Here is a 22533-nt window from a genome sequence, read left to right on the forward strand (position 1 = left end):
GTTCGTGTGCACGTTACGTGTGGACGCGAGTACCGTTCGGAGTGGACGCGCCGAACTGGAGTCAGTATGCCCGCACCTACGGACAGCGGGGTAGGCCGCCGGATTGCCTACTACCGCAGTGTGGTCCGCCCGAAGATGACGCAACAGCAGCTCGCCGACGCCGCCTGTGTCGCCCTCGGAACCATTCGGAAGATCGAACGGGGAGCGCGAGGCGTCACTGACGCCACCCTGGATGCCATCGCTGACGCCCTCGGCGTAGACCCTGCCCGTCTACGGACCGACCGCGGCGCGGCGCAGACGCGCGTGCATGCTGCGCTGCCTGCGCTCTCTGACGCGATCGCCACCTACGACAGTCCCGACGACGGCCCCACTCGTCCCCTGCATGATTTGCGGGCTGCGGTCGCCGAGGCCGCCAGGTGGCGAGTGGCCGCTCAGTACACGCGGATTGTGCGCGCGCTCCCCGACCTGTTGACGGAACTCGCCCGCGCCTTCCACACCGCTCCAGCCGAGGACCGTTCGGAGATCGCAGGTCTACTCGTCAGGGCCTACCGATCCGCTGACGCAGTCGCTTACAAGTTCGGGGCCCGGGACCTGTCCGCCCGCCTGGTCGACCTGATGCGGTGGGCTGCCCCCGAAGCCAGTGACCCGGTGTTGACCGCCACCGTGGCCTACGTGCGGACCGAGACGTTCTTCGCTGCTCAGGCTCACGAGGCCGGTCTCAGAGCACTCGAACAAGCTTTGGACACCGCACCCTTCACATCGGCAGCCCCAGCCATCGCCGTCCGGGGCGCACTCCACATGCGGGCAGCGGTCATTGCAGGCCGGGCGCACGACGACTCGGCAGCGACGCGACACCTGGACGAGGCCCGCACATTTGCGGACCGGATTCCGGAAGGTGTGTACTGGGGCACCGCCTTCGGCCCGGATTCCGTGCGCGCACACGAGGTGTCCGTCGCCGTTAGCCTGGGAGACGAGCACATCGCACGGGCTCTGGACGTCGCGAGCGAGTGGAAGCCGCCCAAGGAACTGCCGGCCGAGCGACGCAGCGGCTTCTACATCGAGCTGGCCCGGGCTCAACTGTGGACCGGGCTCGCCGACGACGCCTTCGAATCGCTGAAGGTGGCCCGGCACATCGCCCCGCAGCATACCCGGGAGCACCCGTGGGTCCGTGAGGACGCTGCCCGGCTGCGCCGCCTCAAGCGTGCCGACTCAGAGACGCTGACGAACTTCGCTGAGTGGTGCGCGGCCACCTGAACTGAGCCGCCAGCTACCCCTTGCTGGGGTACTTGTGCCTCCCGTCGGCCCCCACCATCTGTTCCACGCGCAGGAACCAGCAGATGGGAACCGGGATGCCGCACACGCTCCGGCCCGTGCCCGCAGTCGTCGAGGGGCGCGTGAGCATCGTCCGACTACACGGTGAGGCGTGCTTCAACTGCGGAGCCGTCAACCGGGCCCTGCGCGCGGCTGGACACGTCGTGGTCCGTGGCAACAACCGCGTGTGGGAGATCTTCACGTGCGGGTGCCGCAATCAGAGGGCCATCGCGTGACCGGTGTACGGATGTCCATAGACCCCGGCGGCCGGGCGAACGGCCCCGGGGCATGGCCCACGCTTCGAAGGAGCGTCGACACCATGGAAGTTACCGCCCGCAGGGAGCGTCCTGCCATGATGCGCCTCGGCCGTTGCCGAACTCACCGACACGACACGTTGCCAGGCAGCATGGCGATGGGCCTCGTGGGCACCTGTCCTGGCTCCGCGCTCCCCCCGCACCAGGCGTGCCTGATCGACCGATTCGGTAGCGGGGTGACGAGGTGAAGAGGGCTCATTGCGTTACCACTCCGCCAGCTACCGGCTTGCTTTTGCACCCCAGCCTCCGCGAGCCCACCCATGCACCGCTCGCCCCGCGCCGCGGCGGGGACGTGATGGATGAGCGCTTCGAGGTCTCCGCCGAGCGCAGCAGCCTACCGCCGCACCGTAAGGACGCGTTACGGGTGGGGACCATGCGTCGGATCGCGGCGGCAAAGCTGCGCTACTGCGGGCTTGAGGCGATGACGGATGACGTGATGCTGATCGTCTCTGAGTTGCTGACCAACGCCCTGCAGCACAGCGGCGCGACAGAGATCAGCCTGATCATCACCGTGGCCGACGGGGCGTTGCGGGTGCGAGTGCGAGACGGCATGCCGACTCCCGCCGCACCCCAGCGCCCCGGGCTCACCGCGGAGTCCGGTCGGGGTCTGCTGCTCGTCGACGCCGTGGCCAAGGAGAACGGCGGCACCTGGGGAACCAGCGAGGCCGGGGCAGAGACGTGGTGCTGCCTGCCGCTTCCCCCGCAGGGACAGCCGTGACCGTCTTAACCGCCCCCTCATGGTCTGCGCCGCTGGGCCCGTCAGAACTGGCCGGCGTCCTGACGAAGCTGCGGCAGTGGACCCCCTACGACGGCGACACGGTCCTCGACGACGTCGGCGCAGTACTGGACGACGTCCTCCCGCCCCGGGATCTGCTCGCTGACCTTGCTGTGCGCCTGCATGGGCACCTGGCCAGGCTCGCGGACATCGCCGTCGCCACCGAAGCCGACCAAGAGGATCTTGAGGCGAGGCGACTGGTCCAGCATGCCCGAGCCGTGTGCGCTCAGCAGGCGCCAGTCGCACACGTGCCGACGGTGGGCCAACTGCGTCGGCTGGCCTGGGCCGTCAACGAACTCTTGGAGCGCCTGGCAGCCCTCGGATGTCTCAGGGAGGCGGCATGAGGACTCCCCCGCTCCCATCTGGCACGACGAGAGAGAGGAACCGCAACGTGTATGCCGTGTCCGATCAGGGCCTGGTTCCCTTCATCACCCAGCGCGAGGGCGAGGAAGCGGCGCCGGACAACCTCCTCATCCACCGGCATGCGGCCGGGCCTCGGCTGTACTACGGCGACGAGGACCCCCGAGACCGGCCTCTGCGCGGCATCCTGTGGGCGCGGTGCGGTTTCAATCCGGTGGATGAGCGGCAGATGCCGACCGGCGTTCCGCAGTGGAAGCTCATGCATCCCTACCGGCAGATGCTCACCATGCAGGCCTTGCACTGCCAGGTCTGCGCGCGGCCCGCCCGCACCCCGCTCGGCTTCATCTTCCTCACCGGCCCCCGGGACGAAGACCCCACCCGGCCGGAGATCTTCACCAACCAGCCGCCGGTGTGTGCCCGGCACGCTCGTGCCGCGGCCGCGCTCTGCCCTCACCTGGAGAAGAACCCGATGGTGTTCCTGGCGCGGAGCGCGCCTCTGTACGGGGTGCACGGCGTCCTCTACGGCCTGAACGCGCAAGCGCAGATGCGGGTCGTCGCCCAGCCCGACCACGCTCTGCCCTTCGCCCACCCCAACTTGCCCACCCTGCTCGCTTCCCAGCTCATCCGGCGCCTCAGCTCCTTCCGCGTCCTCGACATGAACGAACTCCTGCAGGAACTGGCCGACCCCGCTGCGCAAGGTTCGGCCCGTGACCCGGCGGTTCACCGCTGAGGCCCTGCCGACCAGGCCGGCACCGCCGCCGTGTCGACCCAGGATCCAGACGTTGCTGTTCCCCAGCGCCCATGAGCGTCGCGGCGCAGGGCCTCAAAGACTCACCGGCCGGCCACACGAAAGGACAGGCGGCCGGTGAACAGGGGCGGGTCCGCGGAGTTCCCCCGACTCCACCTCTGACGGACCCGCCCCACCTCAACTACCGCCCCAAGGACGCGTTTCCCCAGCACGACCCCCAGCCCCCTCCCCCCGTTCCGTTTAGAGGAGTTCCACACGTGAAGGCCCCAGAGGTGACCGCACCGGTCGTACGCACCGTCACCCTGAAGCTGCCCGCAGGCACCGGCGCGATGGCCATGGCACGCATCATGGGCCGCACTCTGCTCACCGTGCTGGGCTGGCCCGGCAACGTGCACGCTGCGACCGACGTCCTGGGCCACCTCGTCGACAACGCCGTCCAGCACGGCCACACCCCCGAAACGACGGGTTGCCTCCGCGAGATCCGCGCCTGGCTCCGCGTCACCGAAGCCACCGAACTGATCATCGACGTCGCCGATCCACACCCCGCCTTCGAACGCTTCACCGACGCCGTCAACAGCCGCTCAGGGCGCAGCCTGTGGCACGTCAGGCAACAGGGCGCCCACCTCAGCTGGTTCCTCACTCCCCAGTGCGGCGGCAAAACCGTTCGCGCCACCATGACCGCCGAGCCCCCGCCCCCGTGACCACCGCCGCTCCCGCCTTCGCACCGGCACCGGCACGGGCGCGAGGCAAGCCCCGGCTCATGGTCCCCGAGTTGGGTGACACGGTCGGGGCGCGTGTCGCCTCCGACGGCGGCTGCGGCTCGACCTGCGGCAGCGCCTGCGTCTCCAGCGGCTCCTGACCGCACCAGAACACCGGCACGACGCCCATGTCGTGCCGGCGCCGCACACGCGGCACGTCCCCCGCGGCTCGATGGGAGCCGCGCACGACAACGGAGGAATCAGTACATGCAGAACGACGAATTCGACCTCGACATCAGCGTCCTGGAGTCCGACGACGGCTCCGCAATGCTGATCAACCTCACCGACGACGGCTGCGGCAGCACCTGCTCCAGCCCGTGCGCCACCAACGTGGCCTGACCCCGCGCACCGATCTGCCAGCCCGTGCGGCCTTGCGCCGCGCGGGCTGGCACCCCCACACGCCACAACCAGGGAGGGTGCATGGATTCCCGGAAGGACGACCCGCTGTACCGGTGCGCGGACGCTGCGCTGGTGCGCGCCGCACGTTCCTCGAGACTGCCGCTTCCCGCGTGGCCGGACCTCACCGACGACACCCCGGACCGTGAGGTGCGGTGGCAGACGTGGCTGCGCGACGTCTGGTCGCTGTCCGAAGCCGCCGACTCCATCGAGCAGGCCAGCCCTCTGCTCGCGCAGCAGGTTCAGACCCTGTGCTCGGTGGCCAGCCCCCAGACCCGTCAGTTACGCCGCGCAGTGGTGTCGGTCATGCGGTACCTGCTGCGTATGACGGGCCGAGCGACCCCGAACGGTCTCTTCGCCGGCATCGCGGCCGCCTCGTTCGGGGAACGACCGGGATGGTCCTGGGGTGAGCAGCACCGACCCGTCATCCGTGCCGATGGCGACTGGATCGCGGACCTGATCGCCCGCCTGGAAGCAAACCCTGAACTCCTGCGGCACCTGGATGTGATGGCCAACAACACCATCTTCGTACGGGGCGACCGGCTGATCTTGCCCTACCCGCCCCGCTTCTGCCGCACCGACGGCAGCATGACGGCCGAAGTGTCCCTCCGGTACACCGGCGCCGTACGTATCGCCGTCGATGCCGCCGCCTTTCCCGTCCCCGTCCATGCGGTGGTCGAACTGATGAGGACCGAGTTCCCCGGCGTTTCCGCGGACCGGGTGGAAGGGCTCGTCAGCAGCCTGGTCGAGCGCGGTGTGCTCATCAGCAGCCTGCACGCGCCCTCGGCCACCCTCGATGCCCTGGACCACCTGGTTGACCGGGCCGAAGCAGCCGCCGCGCCATCAGCCGCGGACCTTGTGGGCGACCTGCGGGCGGTCCGCGACGCCATCGCCCGGCACAACCAGGTCCTGGCCCCGGTGGACGGCCGGCGCCTGCGTACTGCCTTACGTCAGAAGATGACCGCCTTGAGTACCGTCAAGGTCCAGCCGCTCACGCTGGACCTGCGCATGGACTGCTCCCTCACTCTGCCCCCACGGGTTGCCCGCGAGGCGGAGCAGGCCGCCACGGTGCTGGCCCGGCTGAGTGCCTATCCCTTCGGTACTCCGGCGTGGAAGGACTTTCACAACCAGTTCTTTGAGCGGTACGGCATGAACTCGCTCGTCCCGGTCCGGGACCTGGTGGACCCGGACGTCGGCCTCGGGTTCCCGGCCGGATACCGCGATGCGGAACCTGAACAGGGTGAGGCCCTGACCCCCCGTGAACAACGGCTGCTCTCCCTCGCCCAGGCGGCCGTCCTCGACGGCCGCGACGAGATCAGCCTGGACGATGACCTGATCCGCACATTGACGGTCGGAGACCGCAACGCCCCGCAGCTACCGGCCCACACGGAGCTGCGCTTCCACATCCGTGCCGCTTCGCAAGAAGCTCTGGAGGGTGGAGCCTTCGTTCTTCACGGCATCACCCCTTCCCGCGGGATCGGCACCACGATCGGCCGCAGCCTGGGGCTGCTCGCACCAGACGATCAGGCCCGCATGGCCGTCATGCTGGAGGAGCTGCCGGTCAACGCGACCGGCGCGGTGCCCACGCAGGTCTCCTTCACCCCACTCGACCGGGGCGACACCAACGTCACCCGCGTTGCCGAACTCCTGCCGGCCGTCATCAGCCTGGCGGAGCACCGTGAGGTGGATGCGCACACGATCACGCTCGACGATCTCGCCGTGGGCTGCGACCGCCGCAGGCTCTACCTCGTCTCCCTCTCGCGGGCGTGCCAACTGGACCCTATGACGCTGCACGCGCTGGACCTGCGGGGCCACACGCCGCCGCTCGCGCGCTTCCTCACCGAGATCAGCCGCTCCCAGACCGCGGGCCTGACCGTGTTCCCCTGGGCGTCCGCCACCGCCCTGCCGTACCTGCCGTACCTGCCGCGTGTGCGCTACGGCCGCGCGATCCTCTCTCCGGCGAGGTGGCGACTGGACCGGTCAGAACTGCCCGACCGCCACGCCTCCTGGGAAAAGTGGCACAAGGCGGCCGACGGGTGGCGCGCACGCCGCCGAGTTCCTGACCACGTGGCGCTAGCCGACGGCGACCAGCTCCTGCCGCTGGACCTCTCCGAGCGCGCGCACCTCGCGCTGTTACGCGCCCACCTGGACACCCATGAATTAGCGATCTTGACTGAAGCGGAATCCGACGGAGGCTGGTTCGACGGACGGGCCCACGAGATCATCGCCCCGATGACGGCCGTCCGCCCGCCGCAATGGCCGGCCATCGCGCCCGTCACCGTCGACCAGCTCGTCCCCCGCGACCACGGGCACCTTCCGGGCACGGCCTCCTGGCTGCTGGTCAAGCTGTACGGGCACGTCGACCGGCAGCCCGTGATCCTTGCCGACCACCTTCCCGCGCTGCTCGGCCAGTGGGACGCGCCGCCGACCTGGTGGTACATGCGCTACCGCGATCCCCGCTGGCACCTGCGGCTGCGCATCGCGATCCCCAGCGAGCAGGAATTCGCCCTCACCGCGCAGCGCGTGAGTGCCTGGGCGAACGGACTGCGCCGTACCGGGCTTCTCACCGACATGCAGTTCGCGACCTCCTACCCGGAGACCGGCCGGTGGGGCCCCGGGCTGCTGATGAGCCTGGCCGAGGACGTCTTCGCCGCTGACTCCCGAGCCCTGGCCGTTCAGTTCGCCCAGAGCACCCGTCCGCACCGACAGGTCCTCGCCGCCGCGAACTTCGTCTCCCTCGCCGCCGCCTTCACCGGCAGCACCGCGGCTGGCATGAACTGGCTGATCACCCACGCCCGGATCACCGATCCGCGCCCGATGGACCGAACCGTGCGCGGTCAGGCGGTGCGCCTGGCCGATCCGGCCGACGGCTGGGCGGCCCTGCGCGCGGCTCCCGGCGGCGACGCCATCGCCAGCGCCTGGAGCGAGCGCGACGCGGCCCTGGCCCGCTACCGGCAGAAGCTGGACGAGTTCGGTCGCCTAGACCCCGACCTCGTTCTCGACTCGCTGCTGCACGCCCACCACATCCGCGCCGCCGGCATCGACAAGGACGACGAGCGGATGTGCGTACGGCTGGCCCACGCCGCCGCAATGGCCTGGACTCACCGAGGAGATCACCATGAACCTGCGTGAAAGCGCGCGGGCTGCCGCCGACGCGATCGCCGAGCGGCTCGCCTCGCCGCAGGACGTACGGGGGCTGCATCACCGCCACGCAGTCACTCGCGCACGGCGCGGCCGGTGTCGCGCTGCTGCACATCGAGCGGGCCCGCACCGGCCAAGGGCCGTGGCAGCGCGCCCACGACTGGCTCGCCTGCGCCGCAGCCGAGCCCGCCGTCGGCGGCCCGGACAGCCACCTCTACTACGGGGCGCCCGCGCTCGCCTTCGCCCTGCACGCCGCCGCCGACCGCCCCGGACGCTACGCCCGCGCCCTGGACACCCTCGACCGGTACGTCACGAAGGCCATCCAGGACCGGCTCACCCAAACCCACGCACGCATGGACCGCGGCGAGATGCCCGCACTGGCGGAGTTCGACACGATCCGCGGCCTGAGCGGGATGGCCGGGCTCCTGCTGCACCGCGACGCCCACACCGGCCTCCTCCGCGAAATTCTGACCTACCTGGTCCGCCTGACCGAGCCAGTCAAGTACGACGGGGAAGTTCTGCCCGGCTGGTGGAGCCACCTCGCCCCCTCCGGCACGCCCTCCCCCGACTACCCGGAAGGGCACGCCAACAACGGCGTCGCCCACGGCATCGGCGGCCCCCTCGCCGTGCTCTCCCTCGCAGCCCGCCGCAGCATCACCGTCGACGGTCACCTCGACGCGATCACCCGCATCCTGGCCTGGCTCGACCACTGGCAGCAGGACGGCCCCGCCGGCCCGTGGTGGCCGTACTGGATCACACGCGAGCAGCTACGCTCCGGCACGACCGGCCCCGGACCCTCCCGGCCGTCCTGGTGCTACGGCACCGCCGGATTCGCCCGCGCCCAGCAGCTCGCCGCTCTCGCCCTCAAGGAACCGCCGCGCCAACACGCCGCTGAATTCGCCCTCCTGCGCGCCATGACCGACCCCGGACAACTCGACGCGACCGTGGACGTCTCCCTGTGCCACGGCTTCGCGGGTCTGGCGCACATCACGCAACTCGCTGCCGCCGACGCCCTCACGCCCGGCCTCACCGAATGCCTGCCCCGGCTCCTGGCCCCGATCACCGACACCCCGCCCGGCACCCTGGCGGACTCCCTGATCAACCCGCCCGGCGGCGACATCGGGCTCCTCGAAGGTGCCGCTGGCACCGCCCTCGCCCTGCACTCCTTCCACACCGGGGCGCCGTCCGCGTCCGGGTGGGACACCTGCTTTGTGACCAACTAGACGAAGAGAAGAGGGAGCATGGCTGCGGACGAATGGCCGCAACGCCTCATCCGGTTCACCGACTGGAGCCGCGCGGAAGCCACCGCCGTGGAGCATCTGCTCCCGGTGCTGACCACCCAGGAAGCGGAACTGGTCCAGTGGTCCTTCCTGCGGAAGTACCCCTGGTGGCGGCTGCGGTACCGGGCCGCGAGCCCGGACTCAACGAAGGCCCTGGACGCTGCCCTGGACGAGCTGGTCGACGCCGGCGTCCTCGCCTCCTGGACGACCGGCATCTACGAACCGGAAGAAGCCGCCTTCGGCGGACCGGCTGCCATGAGAATCGCGCACACCCTGTTCCACCGCGACAGCCGTCACCTGCTGGAGGAGGCAGCCCGCCAGCAGGCTGCCAGCGGCCCCCAGCTCGGCCGCCGCGAGCTGGCGGTCCTCCTGCTCAGCGTGGCGATGCGCGCGGCGGGACTCGACTGGTACGAGCAAGGCGACGTCTGGGCGAAAATCGCGGCCGAGCGCCCCGGCGACAAGGTCTGTAGTCCGCAACGGCACCGGGCCGCTGTCCACCGGCTGATGACCGTCGACGTCAGCACCACCAGCCGCAGCGTCACCCAGGGCCGGCTCGCGCCGCTGGCCGAGTGGATAGCCACCTTCGAGTGGTTCGGCCAGCAGCTCGCCGACCTCAACCGCCAGGGCCGCCTGGAACGAGGACTGCGGGCCGTGATCGCCCACCACGGCATCTTCCACTTCAACCGCCTGGGCCTCCCCGCCCAGGACCAGCACACATTGTCAACACTCGCGAAAGAGGTAGTCATGGGAACGAGCAACAACGCCACGTCCGCCCGAACTGAGGGGGCGCCGAGCACTACGGTCAACGGGGTGAACAGCGACACCATCGAAGCCCCTTCCGCCGACCGTCTGCGCGCCCAGTTGATCGACCACCTGGTCGAGACCGGGTGCGTGCGCACACCCCGGGTGGAGGAGGCCATGCGGACCGTACCCCGCCACCTCTTCGTCCCGAACACCCCCCTGGACAAGGCATACGGCAACGCCCCCGTGGACACGAAGTTCGACGGATCCGGGCGCTCCATCAGCTGCGCCTCCCAGCCCGACGTCGTCGCCATGATGCTGGAACAGCTCGACGTCGAGCCCGGCCACAAGATCCTGGAGCTGGGGGCCGGCACCGGCTTCAACGCCGGACTCCTCGGCTACCTCGTCGGCGAGAGGGGACATGTCACTACGATCGACGTGGACGAGGACATCGTGGACGGCGCGCGTAGCGGCCTGGCCGCCGCCGACATCCACAACGTGGAAGTGATCCTCGGAGACGGGGCCGTCGGCCATGCCCCCAACGCGCCGTACGACCGGATCGAAGCCACCGTCGGCGCCCACGGTGTTCCGCACGCCTGGCTCGACCAGCTCGCCCCCGGCGGACGGCTCCTCACGCCGCTGCGCCTGCGCGGCAGCGTCTCCCGCTCGATCGCCTTCGAGAACCAGGACGGAGCCTGGCGCAGCGTCGGCAGCCAGATGAACACGTTCATGCCGCTGCGCCGCGGAATCGCCGATGACCCGCGGGTGTTCGTTCCCCTGGACCCCGATCACACCGTCACCCTCGTCACCAACGGGGACCAGATGGTCGACGCGGATGCCCTCGGCGACGTCTTCCGCCAGCCGCGCGCTGAGGTGTGGACGGATGTCACCTTCCGAGGGCCGGAGTCGGCTGAGTACCTGGAGCTATGGCTCGCCTGCTCGATGCCCAACGGCCTGAGCCGGATGCCCGCCAAGAACGTAGCCATCGAGAAAGGCCTGGTCACCGCCCCCTATCCGTCCTCAACCGCGGTCATCGAAGGTGGCACTCTCACCTACCTCACCCGACGCCCGTACGCGAAGACGGCCCCCGACGGCGCCACCCTGTACGAATTCGGGGTCGTCGGCCACGGCCCTGACGCCGAAGCCCTCGCTTCGGACGTCGCCGAACAGATCCGCACCTGGGACCAGGGCTTGCGGGCCCTCGACGTCGAATTCGAGATCCAGCCGCTCGACGCGACCCCGCTCGCGCCGAAGCCCGGCCGCTTCACCTTCGACAACCCGCTGAACCGCATCGTCATCGAATGGCAATGACATGGACGTCAGCCAGATAGCGAAGCGGTTCCCGCTCGTTGCCCGGCCACGTCCAGCGTGCCCGCCCCTCGCTGAACGGGTCCGCGAGATCACCGACCTCGCTGCCGCCGCCAAGCGCGACAACGATGTGCCCTCCGCAACCGTCGCCCTGAACAAAGCGGCACTGACCGCAAGCGACTGCGGCATGCCGGACCTGGCACGCGCCCTGTGCTGGCGTCACGCCGAGACCGTCCTGCGCGCCCAACCCCTGGGCGCGCAGGAAGCACGGCACGCCCTGGAGCCCTTGGTCAACCTGGCCCGACTGCGCATCCGCGAACTGGCGACCGCCGGTCGTCGGCGTCTCGCTGCTCGTGCCCGTCGCAACCGACCGCATCGCCGTCGCCGACCTTCGCGGCATGCTGATGCTCCCGCGGGCGGCGTGTACGAGGGGCAGACGCTGCACGAAGCCAGCCGCCGCGTGCTCGCCGACCCCTCCGGCGAACTGCAACTGCTGCGACGCGTCACCGTCGACCAGGTGCAGACGCGCCGAAGGAAGGCGATCTCCCATGTCATGGCCGCTGCGCCCCTGACACGCGAGACGGCCACCGGGCTGATCTTCCTCAGTGCCTCGTACACGCTCGTGCGGGGTGTGCGGCGGCTCGGTACTGGGCTGACCGTCTGACGAGCAGGGCCGTTCGACCTCACGCATATCCGCATCGTCGCACCAGTACTGAAAGCGCAGTCCGCCGGGGCACCTTCACTGATCCACCAAACGAGATCACCTCTTTCGAGTTGGTGCGTGATAGCGGGTGAGGTGTTGTGCCAGGTGGATGGCATGATCCCGCTGTGGCGATCATGGTCAATCGGGCGGTGCTGGCGCATCGGCTGTTCACGGGGCGTCTCGGCCTCATTTTGCCTTTCTGGTTGCAGAGTTGGCCGAGCCGCGGCAGGCCGGGATTGAAGGTCGCCGCCATGCGACGCGGGGCGGGGCCAGAAAGCGGGCCGCGGGTGCCGGCGCCAGCCATCAGCTGGTGTCCGTCGACAGGCTGGTGGCCACGCTGATCCATCTGCGACACGACCTACCGCACTCGGTGCTGGCCCTGCTGTTCGGCGTCGACCGTCCCACGGTCACCCGGGCGATCGGAGAGGTGCGCACGCTCCTGGCGGAGCGGGGGTGCGCGGTTCCCAACCGTCCCGGCCTACGGCTTCGGACGCTGACGGATGTATTTTGCCTATGCCCAGGCCGACGGGCGTCGAGCTGCGTTTGGACGCTACCGAGATTCAGATCCGCCGGCACCGGCCGGCCGCGGTGGACGTCGTGCCTTCGTCTCGGGCAATAAGAAGCAGAACACGATGAAGGCCACCGTGATCGCGGACGATCAAGACCGCACGTTATGGACCGATGCCCTGCGCCCTGGGCGTCTGCACGACACGACGGCCGCCCGCAACGAAGGCATCGCCGTCTGCTTCCGGCGCTTCCCCTACGTCGAAGTCCTCCTGGACGGCGGCTCCCTCGGCCTGGGCCGCGATCACCGTGGCCAAGCCATCACACCGCCCAGAAAACCGCGGCCGGAAGCGTTGCCCGGCAGAATCGAGCAGTGGGAATGGGACCGCCAACGCACTCGTCCGACCGCATCACCGTCGAACACGACCTTGCCGATCACAAACGCTGGAAGCAACTGACCCGCTGGACACACCGGCGAAATGACCTGCCCGACACCTACCGCGCCAGCGTCGGCCTCGTCTCCGACCGCACCGCCAACGTCTGAAATCCGGCCACGGCAAGGCCTAACACGCCTCACCCGCTATAACGCACCGACTCGTTATATGGATTACCGCGCCACGGTAATCCATAAATCGATTGGCATTTCGCTTCGCTTCAATGCCAAAGCGAGTTCGGTCCGCTGCGCTCCCCGAACCGGTGTCCGCCGCGCTCCCCACCGGCCGGCTACGCCAGGCAGCAGCGGGGCATGCGTTCCTTGCGATGGCACGGTTGGAGCTTCCGTAATCGGGGGTGGTGCCTCTCCCTGCGAGAGGCAGGCCGTTTGATGACCACTGACCTGAGACTGCCATCTGCTCCAACTCGCCGTCGCCCGGGGACCTGCACGGCTAGGATGTTCCGCGGCTCAACGTCACGCAGTTTCTGAGGGGGGACCTTGGCACAGCAACAGCCCATCGAACTCGCTATGCCTGACGGGCAGGTGGTGTGGGCCATGGTAGAGCGGCAGGGGCCCCGAGACACTGGGTTCGGTGACCAGGTCTCGCAGCGGATCGAGGGTTTCCAGGAGTCGCTGCACGCTGTGGCAGAGAATGTGCGCTCTGCAGTGACGACCGCGCGCCCTGACGAGGTCGGCGTTGAGTTTGGTTTGGAGTTGGCCGCCGGCAAGCATGGAGTGGTCGCCGCACTGACCGGTGTTGGCGGGAAGGCCACGTTCAAGGTGACGCTCAAGTGGGTCACCGGGGGCCCCGGTCCGGCTTCCTCGTATGGCCAGTCCGCTTCGGCCGGCTCGTCGGCCGTCCCTCCATCCGGTGACGAGGTGTGAGTTTCTCCTGCATCGTCAGGTCTCTAAGCTTATAGGGGTTGGCATGCGAGGGTTCGCTCCGGTCACCGCGCTGCAGGAGCTGCAGGAGAACTGCCGTGTGTTTGTCGAAGGCGTGACTGACGGCACAGGGTTCTTCGTTGCCCCTGGATTCGTCGTCTCCTGTGCTCACGTCACTGGCGATGAAGCTGGTCTGCCTGTGCGGGTGCGGTGGTGCGGTCGTGACTACGAGGCCGTGGTTCGTGCGGCTTCTGTCAATGCTGGGGAGGGCTTCGGTGGGTTGTATGCGTTCCCCGATCTGGCGGTGGTGGAGCTTGTAGATCCGCCTGCAGGTCATCCCTGTGTGTGGCTCGACGTGGCCATGCCTGCGCAGGGCTCACAGCTGACGACGGTGGGATTCGCAGACACGTTGACTGCGGGTGAGGCGGCGCCGCGTCGGGCGATGCTGACCGCCGGAGGTCGGAGCGCGCAGCCGGGTGGCGAGTTGCTGGAGCTCGTCATGGGCGAGATCAATCCGGGGCTTTCCGGGGGCCCGGTATTGAATCACCACAGTGGTGGGGTGTGCGCGGTCGTCAAGGCGACCCGCCTAGAGGACTCTTCCCTGGGTGGGTTCGCCGTGCCGGTCGATGCGTTGCGTCTGATTGATCCGGAGGTGTACCGGGTCGTCATTGAGGGACATGACCGCTTCCATCAGGCGGATGCGCGGTGGCATGCGCTGTCGGACCGGGTGGAGAAGGACTCTTCGGGTCCGGTCTGTGCGGTGCGGGCTGATGACAGGAGCTTTCTCAGTCTTCTGTCTGCCTTGCCCGTCTCCCCCGGCATCGGTGTCTCCTATCGTGCGGCGTTCCTGGCCGCTGCACCGGCCGGCACGCGGGTTCCAGAGCGGCCCTTGCTCGCCTGTCGCGATGTCTACATGGAGTTGGCAGCGCTCATGGATCCGCCCGTTGGTGTGCTTCCCTATGAGCTTGCTTTCTGTGCAGATTTGGTCCGCGAGCTTTCGAGGTCGCTGGAGGCGGTGACCGAACTGCGTGACCAGGTCCTGATCGTCGCGGGCCGGCTCGGGTTGGGGGAAGAGATACGGGCGCGGCTGGCTGGTGAGGGTGCGCCGTCCGGGCGGCCCTCCGTGATCGGCAGGGTCCGTCCTTCCTTCCGGGACAAGGATCTCTTCCATGTCATGCTCTGGCGGTACCGGTCGCCGCACGACATCGTGCCGGGCATGGCGGAGTCGTCGGCTGTCTCGTTGCCGGAGGCTTTCAGCTTGCTCTCTGGTCTGTTGGCTGAGCAGATCGAGTTGATGGGTGACGTCGCAGGGCAGCGGGGATTGATCGAGCTGATTTTGCCGCGCGGGGTCATCGACGAGGATTTCGTCGCCTGGAAGTTGTGGCCGGAGGTCGGCTTCTGGGCGCTGGGGCGCAGGTTTGACCTGGTGGTGCGGCCGTTGGAGAGGCACCAAGCGCCGCACTTGCATGCGGCGTGGGAGGAGCGGTGGCGTCGTCTTGAGGGAAAGCAGGTGGGCGAGGCGCTGGTGTGTGTCTGCGGGCGTGATCGTCAGCGTCAGGCGGCGCTCGATGCCATGTTCAACAACGATCCGGCATTGGCGGCTCTGGCGCTGGCCGGGTCGCCGGGTCGGTCGCCCGTTGCCGACGCGTACACGGTTGCGCTGACATCAGGAGTGCCGGTGATGCTGTGGAAGCGGGACTCGACGCCCGGCCCGTCGGTCTGTGGCAACCCTTGTGGGATTCCGGGTCGGGATGCCTGTCCGGATCCGGGTTTTCTTATCCGGGCGCGTGAGTCTCTTTCCGACACTGCGCGGGACGACGTGCCTGACAGGATTTGCCGGTTGCGTAACGATGCGGAGATGGAGGAGGAAGTCGGAGACCACTTCGGTGAGCATGTCGTTCTTTTGTGGGACGATCCGGCCCGGCAGATTCCCCGTACTCCCCTGGTTTCGACCCTCCAGGCTGAGGAAGGACAGAGCCGTTGAGTGAGTGGAGGATTTACAAGGGCACCAGTGAGCCTCACGACGGAATTGATCGCTTGCCCGATCCACCGCCGTGGCGGGACTTCGGGGATGCGGAAGACGAGGTCACGCCCTTCGATCGCGACGTGCTCGTGGTGGGTCGACGGCGGCTGCCGCGGTCTGCGGCCTATCAGGCGGACGAGAGCATCATCGAGGCGGTGAACACGGCTTTGTACTTGCGCCGGCCACTGCTGGTCACGGGAGATCCTGGCGTAGGCAAGTCGACGCTCGCGGATGCTGTGGCGAGTGAGCTGAGGCTGGGGAAGGTGCTGCGCTGGCCAGTGAACAGCAAGAGCACTCTGCGTGAGGGGTTGTACCGGTACGACTCGCTGGGCCGTCTTGAGGAGGCCAGCGTGGCTCGGCACCAGACGGCGACGGGCCAGCAGCCGAGCCAGGCGGATGTTGGCCGCTACGTCGTCCTTGGGCCGCTGGGCACGGCTTTGGCTCCCTATACGCTGCCGCGTGTCCTGCTAATCGATGAGATCGACAAGAGCGACATCGATTTGCCGAACGATCTTCTCGATGTATTCGAGGAAGGCGAATTCAAGATCCTGGAGCTGGCCCGGGCCGCTGAAACGCAGGAGACGGTCCGTGTGCAGCCGGCCGACGATGGCGCGGAAGTGACAGTGCGCCGTGGCATGGTCCGCTGCCGGGCTTTCCCGTTCGTGGTCTTGACGAGCAACGGGGAGCGAGAGTTTCCGCCTGCGTTCCTGCGGCGGTGTGTGCGCCTTCATCTGCCTGCTGTCTCCGATGATGGGGCGCGACTGCGAGCCATCGTGCGCGCTCATCTTCCGGGGGCAGACCAACGGGCGGAACAGATCATCGAGGCGTTCATGGAGCGTGCGGCGACCGGTGAGCTCGCCACCGACCAACTGCTTAATGCCGTGTATCTGATGGGTCGGACGGTCCAGGAAGGCGCGCCTGATCCGGACAGGATTGCCAGGTTGGTACTGCAGCATCTGAATGTGACGGCTGCTGGCGAGTGACGAGCGAGAACGACGGCATCACGAGGCTGGGCGCGCTGCTCGGCGCCTTGGATCCGCAGGGGTTGCCGCCCGGTCCACGGGAGGTCGCGGAGCTGCTGTGGCTGGCAGCGAATCTCCCGTCGGGGGCCGTCGTGCGGCCCGATTCGGCGCCTACTGGCGCAGCTGTGAGTGGGGCGGAGTTGCTAGTGCCGGACGGCCGGGAGGACGTCGGCGGCACTTCAGACGCGTCCACCAGTGAGGGTGATGGCGAGCAGGCTGGCCGTTTGTATCTGACGGATACCGCTGCGTCGGGCGAGGAGCTCGGCCGTATGCATACGGCGTCGCCGGTCCGTGTCACAGGAGCGCCTGCACTGACGCGTCGGCGTGCCCTTGCTAGGTCGCTGCGTCCGCTCAAACGCCGTGTCCCCTCGAATACGCGATGGGTTGTTGACGAGGACGCCACCGCCGAACGTATCGCTGATGAGGGCCAGTGGATGCCGGTCCTAGTTCCTGCCCAGGACCGGTGGCTCGACCTCGCACTCGTCATCGACGTCCATGGGGACGGTGGCGCACTGTGGCAGTCGATGGCCCGTGAGCTGCTCAGTGTGCTGCGGGAGCTTGGGGCTTTTCGGGACATGCGTACGTATTGGCTGCGCCGGCGGCCGGATGGCTCCCCCGGCCTGGCGACGAGTCCTCGAGGGAGGCTCCGCTCCCCTGCGACGGCGAGTGATCCCACCGGACGCACTGTCGCGCTGGTTCTGACCGACGGGGTTGATCAGGGCTGGGGCACGGAGGCCCTACGCAGTGCGCTGCGGCAGTGGGCGCGTAGAGGCCCGACCGCGATTTTGCAGGCGCTGCCCGATTACCTGTGGGGACAGACGGCGCTGTCGCCTGAGCCGGGGCGCTTCCGCAGCACTGGGGCGAGTGGTTCGCTCATGCGTCTCCACTTCACCCCGTATACGCTCGGCGCCGACGTCCTCCAGCCTGGCGAGATCCCTGTGCCGGTACTGGCTTTGGATCCGGAGTGGTTGGCGTCCTGGGCCTGGGCCGTTGCAGGAGTCAGTGAGTTCGACGGCGTGGCAGTACGCCTGTCCGCGAGTGGGGCGGGGACAGCCCACGGTCTTGGACCAGCAGTTGAAGGGCGGGCGATCACTTTCGAGGAGTTTTTGGCCCAGGCACAGCCTGGCCTGTTTCGTCTTGCGGCTTATCTGTCTGCTGCTCCGCTCAATCTCGCTGTGATGCGGCTGGTGCAGTCGGCGATGCTCCCGGGCAGTCCGCCGTCGGATCTGGCTGAGATCGTGTTCAGCGGTATTTTGCGCAGACTTCCCGCAGATGGTGGAGAGAGGGGTCCGCTTCAGCAAGCTTACGAGTTTGTGCCCGGCTTGCGGGAAAAGCTGCTCAGTACCTTGCGTCGAGACGAAGCCGACCAGGTCATCTCGAGCGTCTCCGCCTACGTCGAGCGGAGCGTGCCGACTGGGGTCTCACGCTTCACTGCGGCGATGGTCGACCCTGGTGGTCCTCTTCTTCTGCCGGCGGGGGCCCGCCACTGGGCAGAGGTGCAACACCTTGTGCGCCGTCGCCACAGTCGGAGAACGTCTGCCGCAGCCGAGGCCGGGGAGGCTGTGCCTGCCGGCCGTGTTTCGGAGTGGTTGGGGATGGTGGAGAGCCCTGCCAGTGAGGAATCTGGTGCGCAGTTGACCTCGGCTCCTGCCGATGATCCTTTGGTCAGGCCCGGCCACAGTAGCGGTCGCCGTTTTCTCATCATCATCGGTGTTTCGCGGTATAGGTCTAGATCCATGGGGGCACTGCCCGGGGTGGTCAAGGATGTGGCCCGGGTGCGTACGGAGTTCGAAGCGCTGGGTTACACCGCTGTCCTGCCTGAGTTGGCGTCCAGCCCCACCTCGGCGGTCGCGCTGAGTTCCATAAAGGCCTGGGCTCGTAGCAAGGACGGGCGGGCTGCTGATTCGGTGGTCGTCTATTTCGCAGGCCATGCGGCTGCCTTGAAGGGCGAGGTCAGGCTCTTGACGGTGGAGAGTGGAGGGGCTTCCGACTCTGGGGGCCTCACCGTCCGCGAGATGCAGCGGTCTTTCTCCGGTGGCCCGGCTCGTCTCCTGCTTATCCTCGATACGTGTTTCCCCAGTGGCGTGTCCCACACATTTACTGCTAAGGACCCAGCCGTATGGCTGCTGTCTTGCCATACGGTGCATGAGGATTCCACCGGGAGTAATTTCACCCGCGCACTGACCGCCGAGATGGCATCGTTGCGCGATAATTCCAGTATCGAGCCGCCTTTCCAGGAGTTCGGCTTGCGTGTCATCGAGCGGATGCTCCACGACCGGGAGCCATCTGCCGATCCTGGAATGGTGCTCTGGGTTCCGGCCGACCCGTCTCTCTCTTCTCATTTCTTCACCTTCCCTTCAGACCGGCCCGAAAGTGTGAGCCATCCGCTTTTTCCCGACATGATCGTGAGTAGTGGGCAATCGATGGCTCTCGATGACCTGACGGACTGGATTCTGGGGACGTCTACCGATCACAGGCCAAGGGTCGTGTTGGGAGACCGCGGCTCTGGCAAGACGACGCTTCTCCATCTTCTTGAGCATCAGTTGATGATGCTCCGCAATAGGAAGGTTGACAGTAGCCAATCGGAGCGGAAAGGGGGTATCAGACCTGTCCTGCTGTTCTCTAAAATTGCTGGCACCGCCAACGATGTTTGGCGTCTCTTGGCCAGGCGGCTGGACCTTCCGGGAAGTTCACCCACCGAGTGGGTGGCTCACTTGGCCAGCTTCCCTAAAACGGTGGCCCTGCTGCTGGATCGTCTCCCGGAGGCGTCCCCCCTTAATCGCCAGGGGATCGTGGACAGCGTAGTTCGCCCTCTGAGTACGATGCCTAACGTACGGCTTGTCATCGCCGAGGACAGAAAAACACACATCCATGATCTGGGTGTAGATGTGAAGATTCTCCATCTGCAGGATGAGTTGATCCGCGAGGAATGGCTGACTCTGACAGCGTCGCCTGCCGAGGATCCGAATATTCTTGATCAACTATTTGCGCTGCCTCGGGTGCACCTGATCGTTGACGGATCCCATATCACGGAGTGGGACACCCGACTTCCCCCAGAGCTACAGAAGTCAACGCTGCTGCGTCGACTCTCGAGATACGTCGCGCCCACAGGGGCGGAAATCACGTGCGTTTTCGACGAGCCTGATCTGGCAATGCAGGTCAGTACCGCTCCGCGGGACATCAGAGTTCTGTTCTCTGCGTCCAGCGTTCTTCCTGTCAAGTTGATCCGAAATCTGGTGGAGAGTGAGCGGCGGCCAGACCGGACCATTGTCGTCGTGTCAACGGACCTCAATGTGATCCGCAGTGCTGTGGGTGCAGGGGCGGATCCCGTGTACCCGTCCGCGCTGTTGGCGTGGCTCTCACGTGAGGATCGAACTCAGACCGGCCAGCAGACTGAGAGGCGGTTTGACTAATGGACGGCTCTGCCAAGAGATCTGTGTGTGAGGAGAGAGTGAAGGCTGGCGTCAGCCTTAGACGCACATTTGGCTCGTGAGCGGTTCTCCAACGTCCACGGACGAATTCTGGGTATGGAGCCAGGCCGCGAAAGCCGGTCCTGACCGTTTCCATGTCGACCTGATTGCAGTAGCTGCAGTGGTATCGACTATGCCCGAGGCTTCGGGCTTCCTCCCCTCCTCTATGGTTGATCGGTTTAGATGAGAGCTGCAGGTGTCGGGTCCTCCTCTGTCCAGTCCCCCTCGAAGAGGGCGTCTACCAGGCGTACGCGCTCATCGGGGAGCTTGCTAGCCCGGTGTTTGGTGCGCGTCTTGGCGAGCCAGGCTCCGATCCGTACGGTTTTCGCCGTAGACGCAGATAGCCTCACGGGCTGCGGGGCGCGGCCTTCGCGATGAAGGAACAGCTGGAAGCTCATCTGGACAGACGCCCGCTCGAAGAACCAGCCCTCAAGACGCTGAAGAAAGGACTCGGCGAACCGGCGCTCGACGGCCAGGCTTGCATAGCCGAGCAGGCGCGTTACCGATGACCTCGATCCGGCTGATGAGCTCAGCCCGGCGTTGCGCCCCGAGCGCAATCAGCGTAAGGAGGGTGGCTTGATCATGTACATCTCTGCGTAGCGGCTCCTACGGAGCGAGGGTGTCGGCCATGACCTGGGCGAGCTCGTCGATCGTCCGCACCACGCATCTGGGCGGCAGTATCCAGATCCGAGGCTCGGCGTCGCGGTCGTGATCGGCGTCCGCCTGGCAGGATGAGGGCGCAGCGCCGCCCGGTGCGGCCTATTCGTAGGCCCAGGCCCGGCCGGTCTGACGGTACTCCTCCACCGGGATCGGATGGACGCCGGTTCGCATGCGGGCGGTATACAGCAGGCCGTCGAGGTGGTCGATCTCGTGGTGGATGAGGCGGGCGAGGCCGCGTTCGTACACAGTGGTCACGGTCTCGCCGGTCAGGGCCGTGGTCTTAATGGTGATCTTCAGGGGCCGGGGGACGAGGCCACGGACGTCGAAGAAGCTCAGGCAGCCCTCGTACTGCTCGTCCATCTCGTCGGAGAGCTCGATGATCCGCGGGTTGAGCAGGATGATGGCGGGCGCGTCGTCGGGCGGCTGGACGACGGCCGAGGCACGACCGATGCCGATCTGCGGGGCCGCGATTCCCATGCCCTTGGCGAACGGGTGGACCTGGCCGATCCGTTCCATGGCAGCAAAGAGCTCGTCGGTGATGCGCTCGGCCTCGTCGCGTTCGGCGGGCAGGTCGAAGGAGCGGGCCGGTTCCGCGAGGATGCCGGCGCCATGCTGGACGACGCCGAGGTCTCGCATCTGCTGACTGGGCCGCACGTCAATCACCTGGACTCCCCTTGATTCATGTTGCGTTCGGGCCGTGCCCGAAACCGCCACTCCAGACGGTACCGAGCGTGCAGGGCGGGTGTGGTCGTGATCCACGTGAATTGCCGTAGCTCACCGTTGTCGCTGCGGACAGGCGGGGTCCGCAGCGGAGACGCTTCGGCGGTCATGGACGTCTCTGTGCCCCACACGACCGGGTCGAGCGCAGCGGGAAAGACAAGTTGCACTTCGAGCTGTTCGGTGGGCAGGCGTACGGCCCGCTGGAACCAGTTGCCCCACTTGTCGTCGCCGACGGTGTAGGCGTACTCGATCCACACGGATTCACCCGGGTAGAGCGGGAAGCGGCCGTGTTCGTTGTCGAACACCAGCCAGACCTCCTTGAAGGCATCGCGGTCGTGTTTCACCTGCCAGCTCATTGCCTCGCCCCGGCAGGTCGCGGTGAGGGCAAGTTCGTTCCAGGTCAGCGGGTGGGCCCGGTAGTGGGCGTTGGAGCGCTCTGGGTCGCCAGGGTAGCGGTCCACGGAGATCCGGATCAGGTACCGGGTCACCGGCTCATCGCCGGTGTTCCGCAGTCGGCGGCGCATGGTGAGCCGGTAGTTGCTCCCGTCGTATTGGAGCCGTGCCGCGTCATGTTCGACGACGAGGGCCGATCCGGTCGCGTACGGCTGCTCGGGCCTGCGCTGGGCGGGCGGCGTGGCCGCCGGACGCCGGGTCCGGGCCCTCGCCTGCTCGTAGTCGCACCAGCGCCGCCAGATCGCCTTCCCAGCGTTCAGGGCCTCGTCGGCGAGGCGTGAGAACTCCTCGCTGGGCTTGTGACGGCCCGACTCCACGTGGCTGACGTAGGACGGATCGAACCCCATGGCCAGCGCTAACGCCCGCTTGGACATTCCGCGTACTTCTCGCCACCGCGCCACTTCAGCCGCGTAGTTCTCGGCCGCCTGTTCGACGGTGATCTCGTCGTCTTGCGCGTCCATCGAACGCCGCCCCCGCGTCACTTGTTGGTGAGCATGAATGAACCGTGAGTGATCCAAGTTCATCATCCCG

At 67.4% G+C, this 22533-nt stretch carries 18 protein-coding genes and 1 pseudogene; 17 read left to right on the forward strand and 2 right to left on the reverse strand.

Translation table 11 applies throughout. The annotated features are described in order from the left end of the window. Positions 1-66 precede the first annotated feature (66 nt). From ACGF3J_RS36925 to ACGF3J_RS37005, 17 genes and pseudogenes are all read left to right on the forward strand, one after another. Entirely contained in the window at positions 67-1254 is a 1188-nt protein-coding gene (locus ACGF3J_RS36925) for a helix-turn-helix domain-containing protein (protein WP_393855889.1), read from the forward strand. Positions 1255-1920: 666 nt separating this feature from the next. Further along, positions 1921-2343: an ATP-binding protein gene (locus ACGF3J_RS36930; protein WP_393855890.1), complete on the forward strand. Its 423-nt coding sequence runs from the start codon at positions 1921-1923 to the stop codon at positions 2341-2343. Beyond that, a complete protein-coding gene (locus ACGF3J_RS36935; RefSeq protein ID WP_393855891.1) occupies positions 2340-2744 on the forward strand; it encodes a DUF6415 family natural product biosynthesis protein in 405 nt (134 codons plus the stop codon). The genes ACGF3J_RS36930 and ACGF3J_RS36935 overlap by 4 nt, the downstream gene beginning before the upstream one ends. 56 nt (positions 2745-2800) lie before the next feature. Continuing rightward, complete coding sequence (locus ACGF3J_RS36940; RefSeq protein WP_393855892.1) at positions 2801-3490, forward strand: hypothetical protein; 690 nt, start codon at positions 2801-2803, stop codon at positions 3488-3490. 275 nt (positions 3491-3765) lie between these two features. After that, complete coding sequence (locus tag ACGF3J_RS36945; RefSeq protein ID WP_393855893.1) at positions 3766-4209, forward strand: hypothetical protein; 444 nt, start codon at positions 3766-3768, stop codon at positions 4207-4209. After that, positions 4206-4367, forward strand: a complete 162-nt coding sequence (locus ACGF3J_RS36950) for a hypothetical protein (protein WP_393855894.1) — start codon at positions 4206-4208, stop codon at positions 4365-4367. Before ACGF3J_RS36945 ends, ACGF3J_RS36950 begins: the two co-directional genes overlap by 4 nt. Before the next feature lie 106 nt (positions 4368-4473). Beyond that, positions 4474-4605, forward strand: a complete 132-nt coding sequence (locus tag ACGF3J_RS36955) for an FxLD family lanthipeptide (protein WP_393855895.1) — start codon at positions 4474-4476, stop codon at positions 4603-4605. A gap of 81 nt (positions 4606-4686) precedes the next feature. Beyond that, positions 4687-7794 (forward strand): lantibiotic dehydratase, encoded by a 3108-nt coding sequence (locus ACGF3J_RS36960; RefSeq protein WP_393855896.1) that lies wholly within the window; start codon positions 4687-4689, stop codon positions 7792-7794. After that, on the forward strand, positions 7791-9026 hold the full coding sequence (locus ACGF3J_RS36965; RefSeq protein ID WP_393855897.1) for a lanthionine synthetase C family protein: 1236 nt from the start codon (positions 7791-7793) through the stop codon (positions 9024-9026). Before ACGF3J_RS36960 ends, ACGF3J_RS36965 begins: the two co-directional genes overlap by 4 nt. An 18-nt stretch (positions 9027-9044) precedes the next feature. After that, a complete protein-coding gene (gene fxlM / locus ACGF3J_RS36970; protein WP_393855898.1) occupies positions 9045-11135 on the forward strand; it encodes a methyltransferase, FxLD system in 2091 nt (696 codons plus the stop codon). A 1-nt stretch (position 11136) separates the two neighbouring features. Beyond that, on the forward strand, positions 11137-11796 hold the full coding sequence (locus tag ACGF3J_RS36975; protein WP_393855899.1) for a hypothetical protein: 660 nt from the start codon (positions 11137-11139) through the stop codon (positions 11794-11796). Positions 11797-11969: 173 nt separating this feature from the next. Then, positions 11970-12883: pseudogene (locus ACGF3J_RS36980) on the forward strand (transposase family protein). 387 nt (positions 12884-13270) lie between these two features. Further along, a complete protein-coding gene (locus tag ACGF3J_RS36985) occupies positions 13271-13657 on the forward strand; it encodes a CU044_2847 family protein (protein WP_393855900.1) in 387 nt (128 codons plus the stop codon). A gap of 43 nt (positions 13658-13700) precedes the next feature. Further along, positions 13701-15638 carry a trypsin-like peptidase domain-containing protein gene (locus tag ACGF3J_RS36990; RefSeq protein WP_393855901.1) on the forward strand — a complete coding sequence of 646 codons (1938 nt, stop codon included), beginning with the start codon at positions 13701-13703 and terminating at the stop codon, positions 15636-15638. Further along, positions 15635-16660 (forward strand): AAA family ATPase, encoded by a 1026-nt coding sequence (locus tag ACGF3J_RS36995; RefSeq protein ID WP_393855902.1) that lies wholly within the window; start codon positions 15635-15637, stop codon positions 16658-16660. Before ACGF3J_RS36990 ends, ACGF3J_RS36995 begins: the two co-directional genes overlap by 4 nt. Beyond that, positions 16657-20112, forward strand: a complete 3456-nt coding sequence (locus ACGF3J_RS37000) for an NYN domain-containing protein (RefSeq protein ID WP_393855903.1) — start codon at positions 16657-16659, stop codon at positions 20110-20112. Before ACGF3J_RS36995 ends, ACGF3J_RS37000 begins: the two co-directional genes overlap by 4 nt. 431 nt (positions 20113-20543) lie before the next feature. Next, the gene (locus ACGF3J_RS37005; RefSeq protein ID WP_393855904.1) at positions 20544-20678 is read left to right on the forward strand and encodes a hypothetical protein; all 135 of its coding nucleotides are present in this window, start codon (positions 20544-20546) and stop codon (positions 20676-20678) included. A gap of 250 nt (positions 20679-20928) precedes the next feature. On the opposite strand, the gene ACGF3J_RS37010 is transcribed toward ACGF3J_RS37005, so the two are convergent. After that, entirely contained in the window at positions 20929-21492 is a 564-nt protein-coding gene (locus ACGF3J_RS37010) for a peptide deformylase (RefSeq protein WP_393855905.1), read from the reverse strand. Further along, positions 21489-22529, reverse strand: coding sequence for a multiprotein-bridging factor 1 family protein (locus tag ACGF3J_RS37015; protein ID WP_393855906.1), 1041 nt, complete (start codon positions 22527-22529; stop codon positions 21489-21491). The genes ACGF3J_RS37010 and ACGF3J_RS37015 overlap by 4 nt, the downstream gene beginning before the upstream one ends. Between the last annotated feature and the right edge of the window lie 4 nt (positions 22530-22533).

It is taken from the genome of Streptomyces sp. NPDC048171 (assembly GCF_043202655.1).
GTDB lineage: Bacteria > Actinomycetota > Actinomycetes > Streptomycetales > Streptomycetaceae > Streptomyces.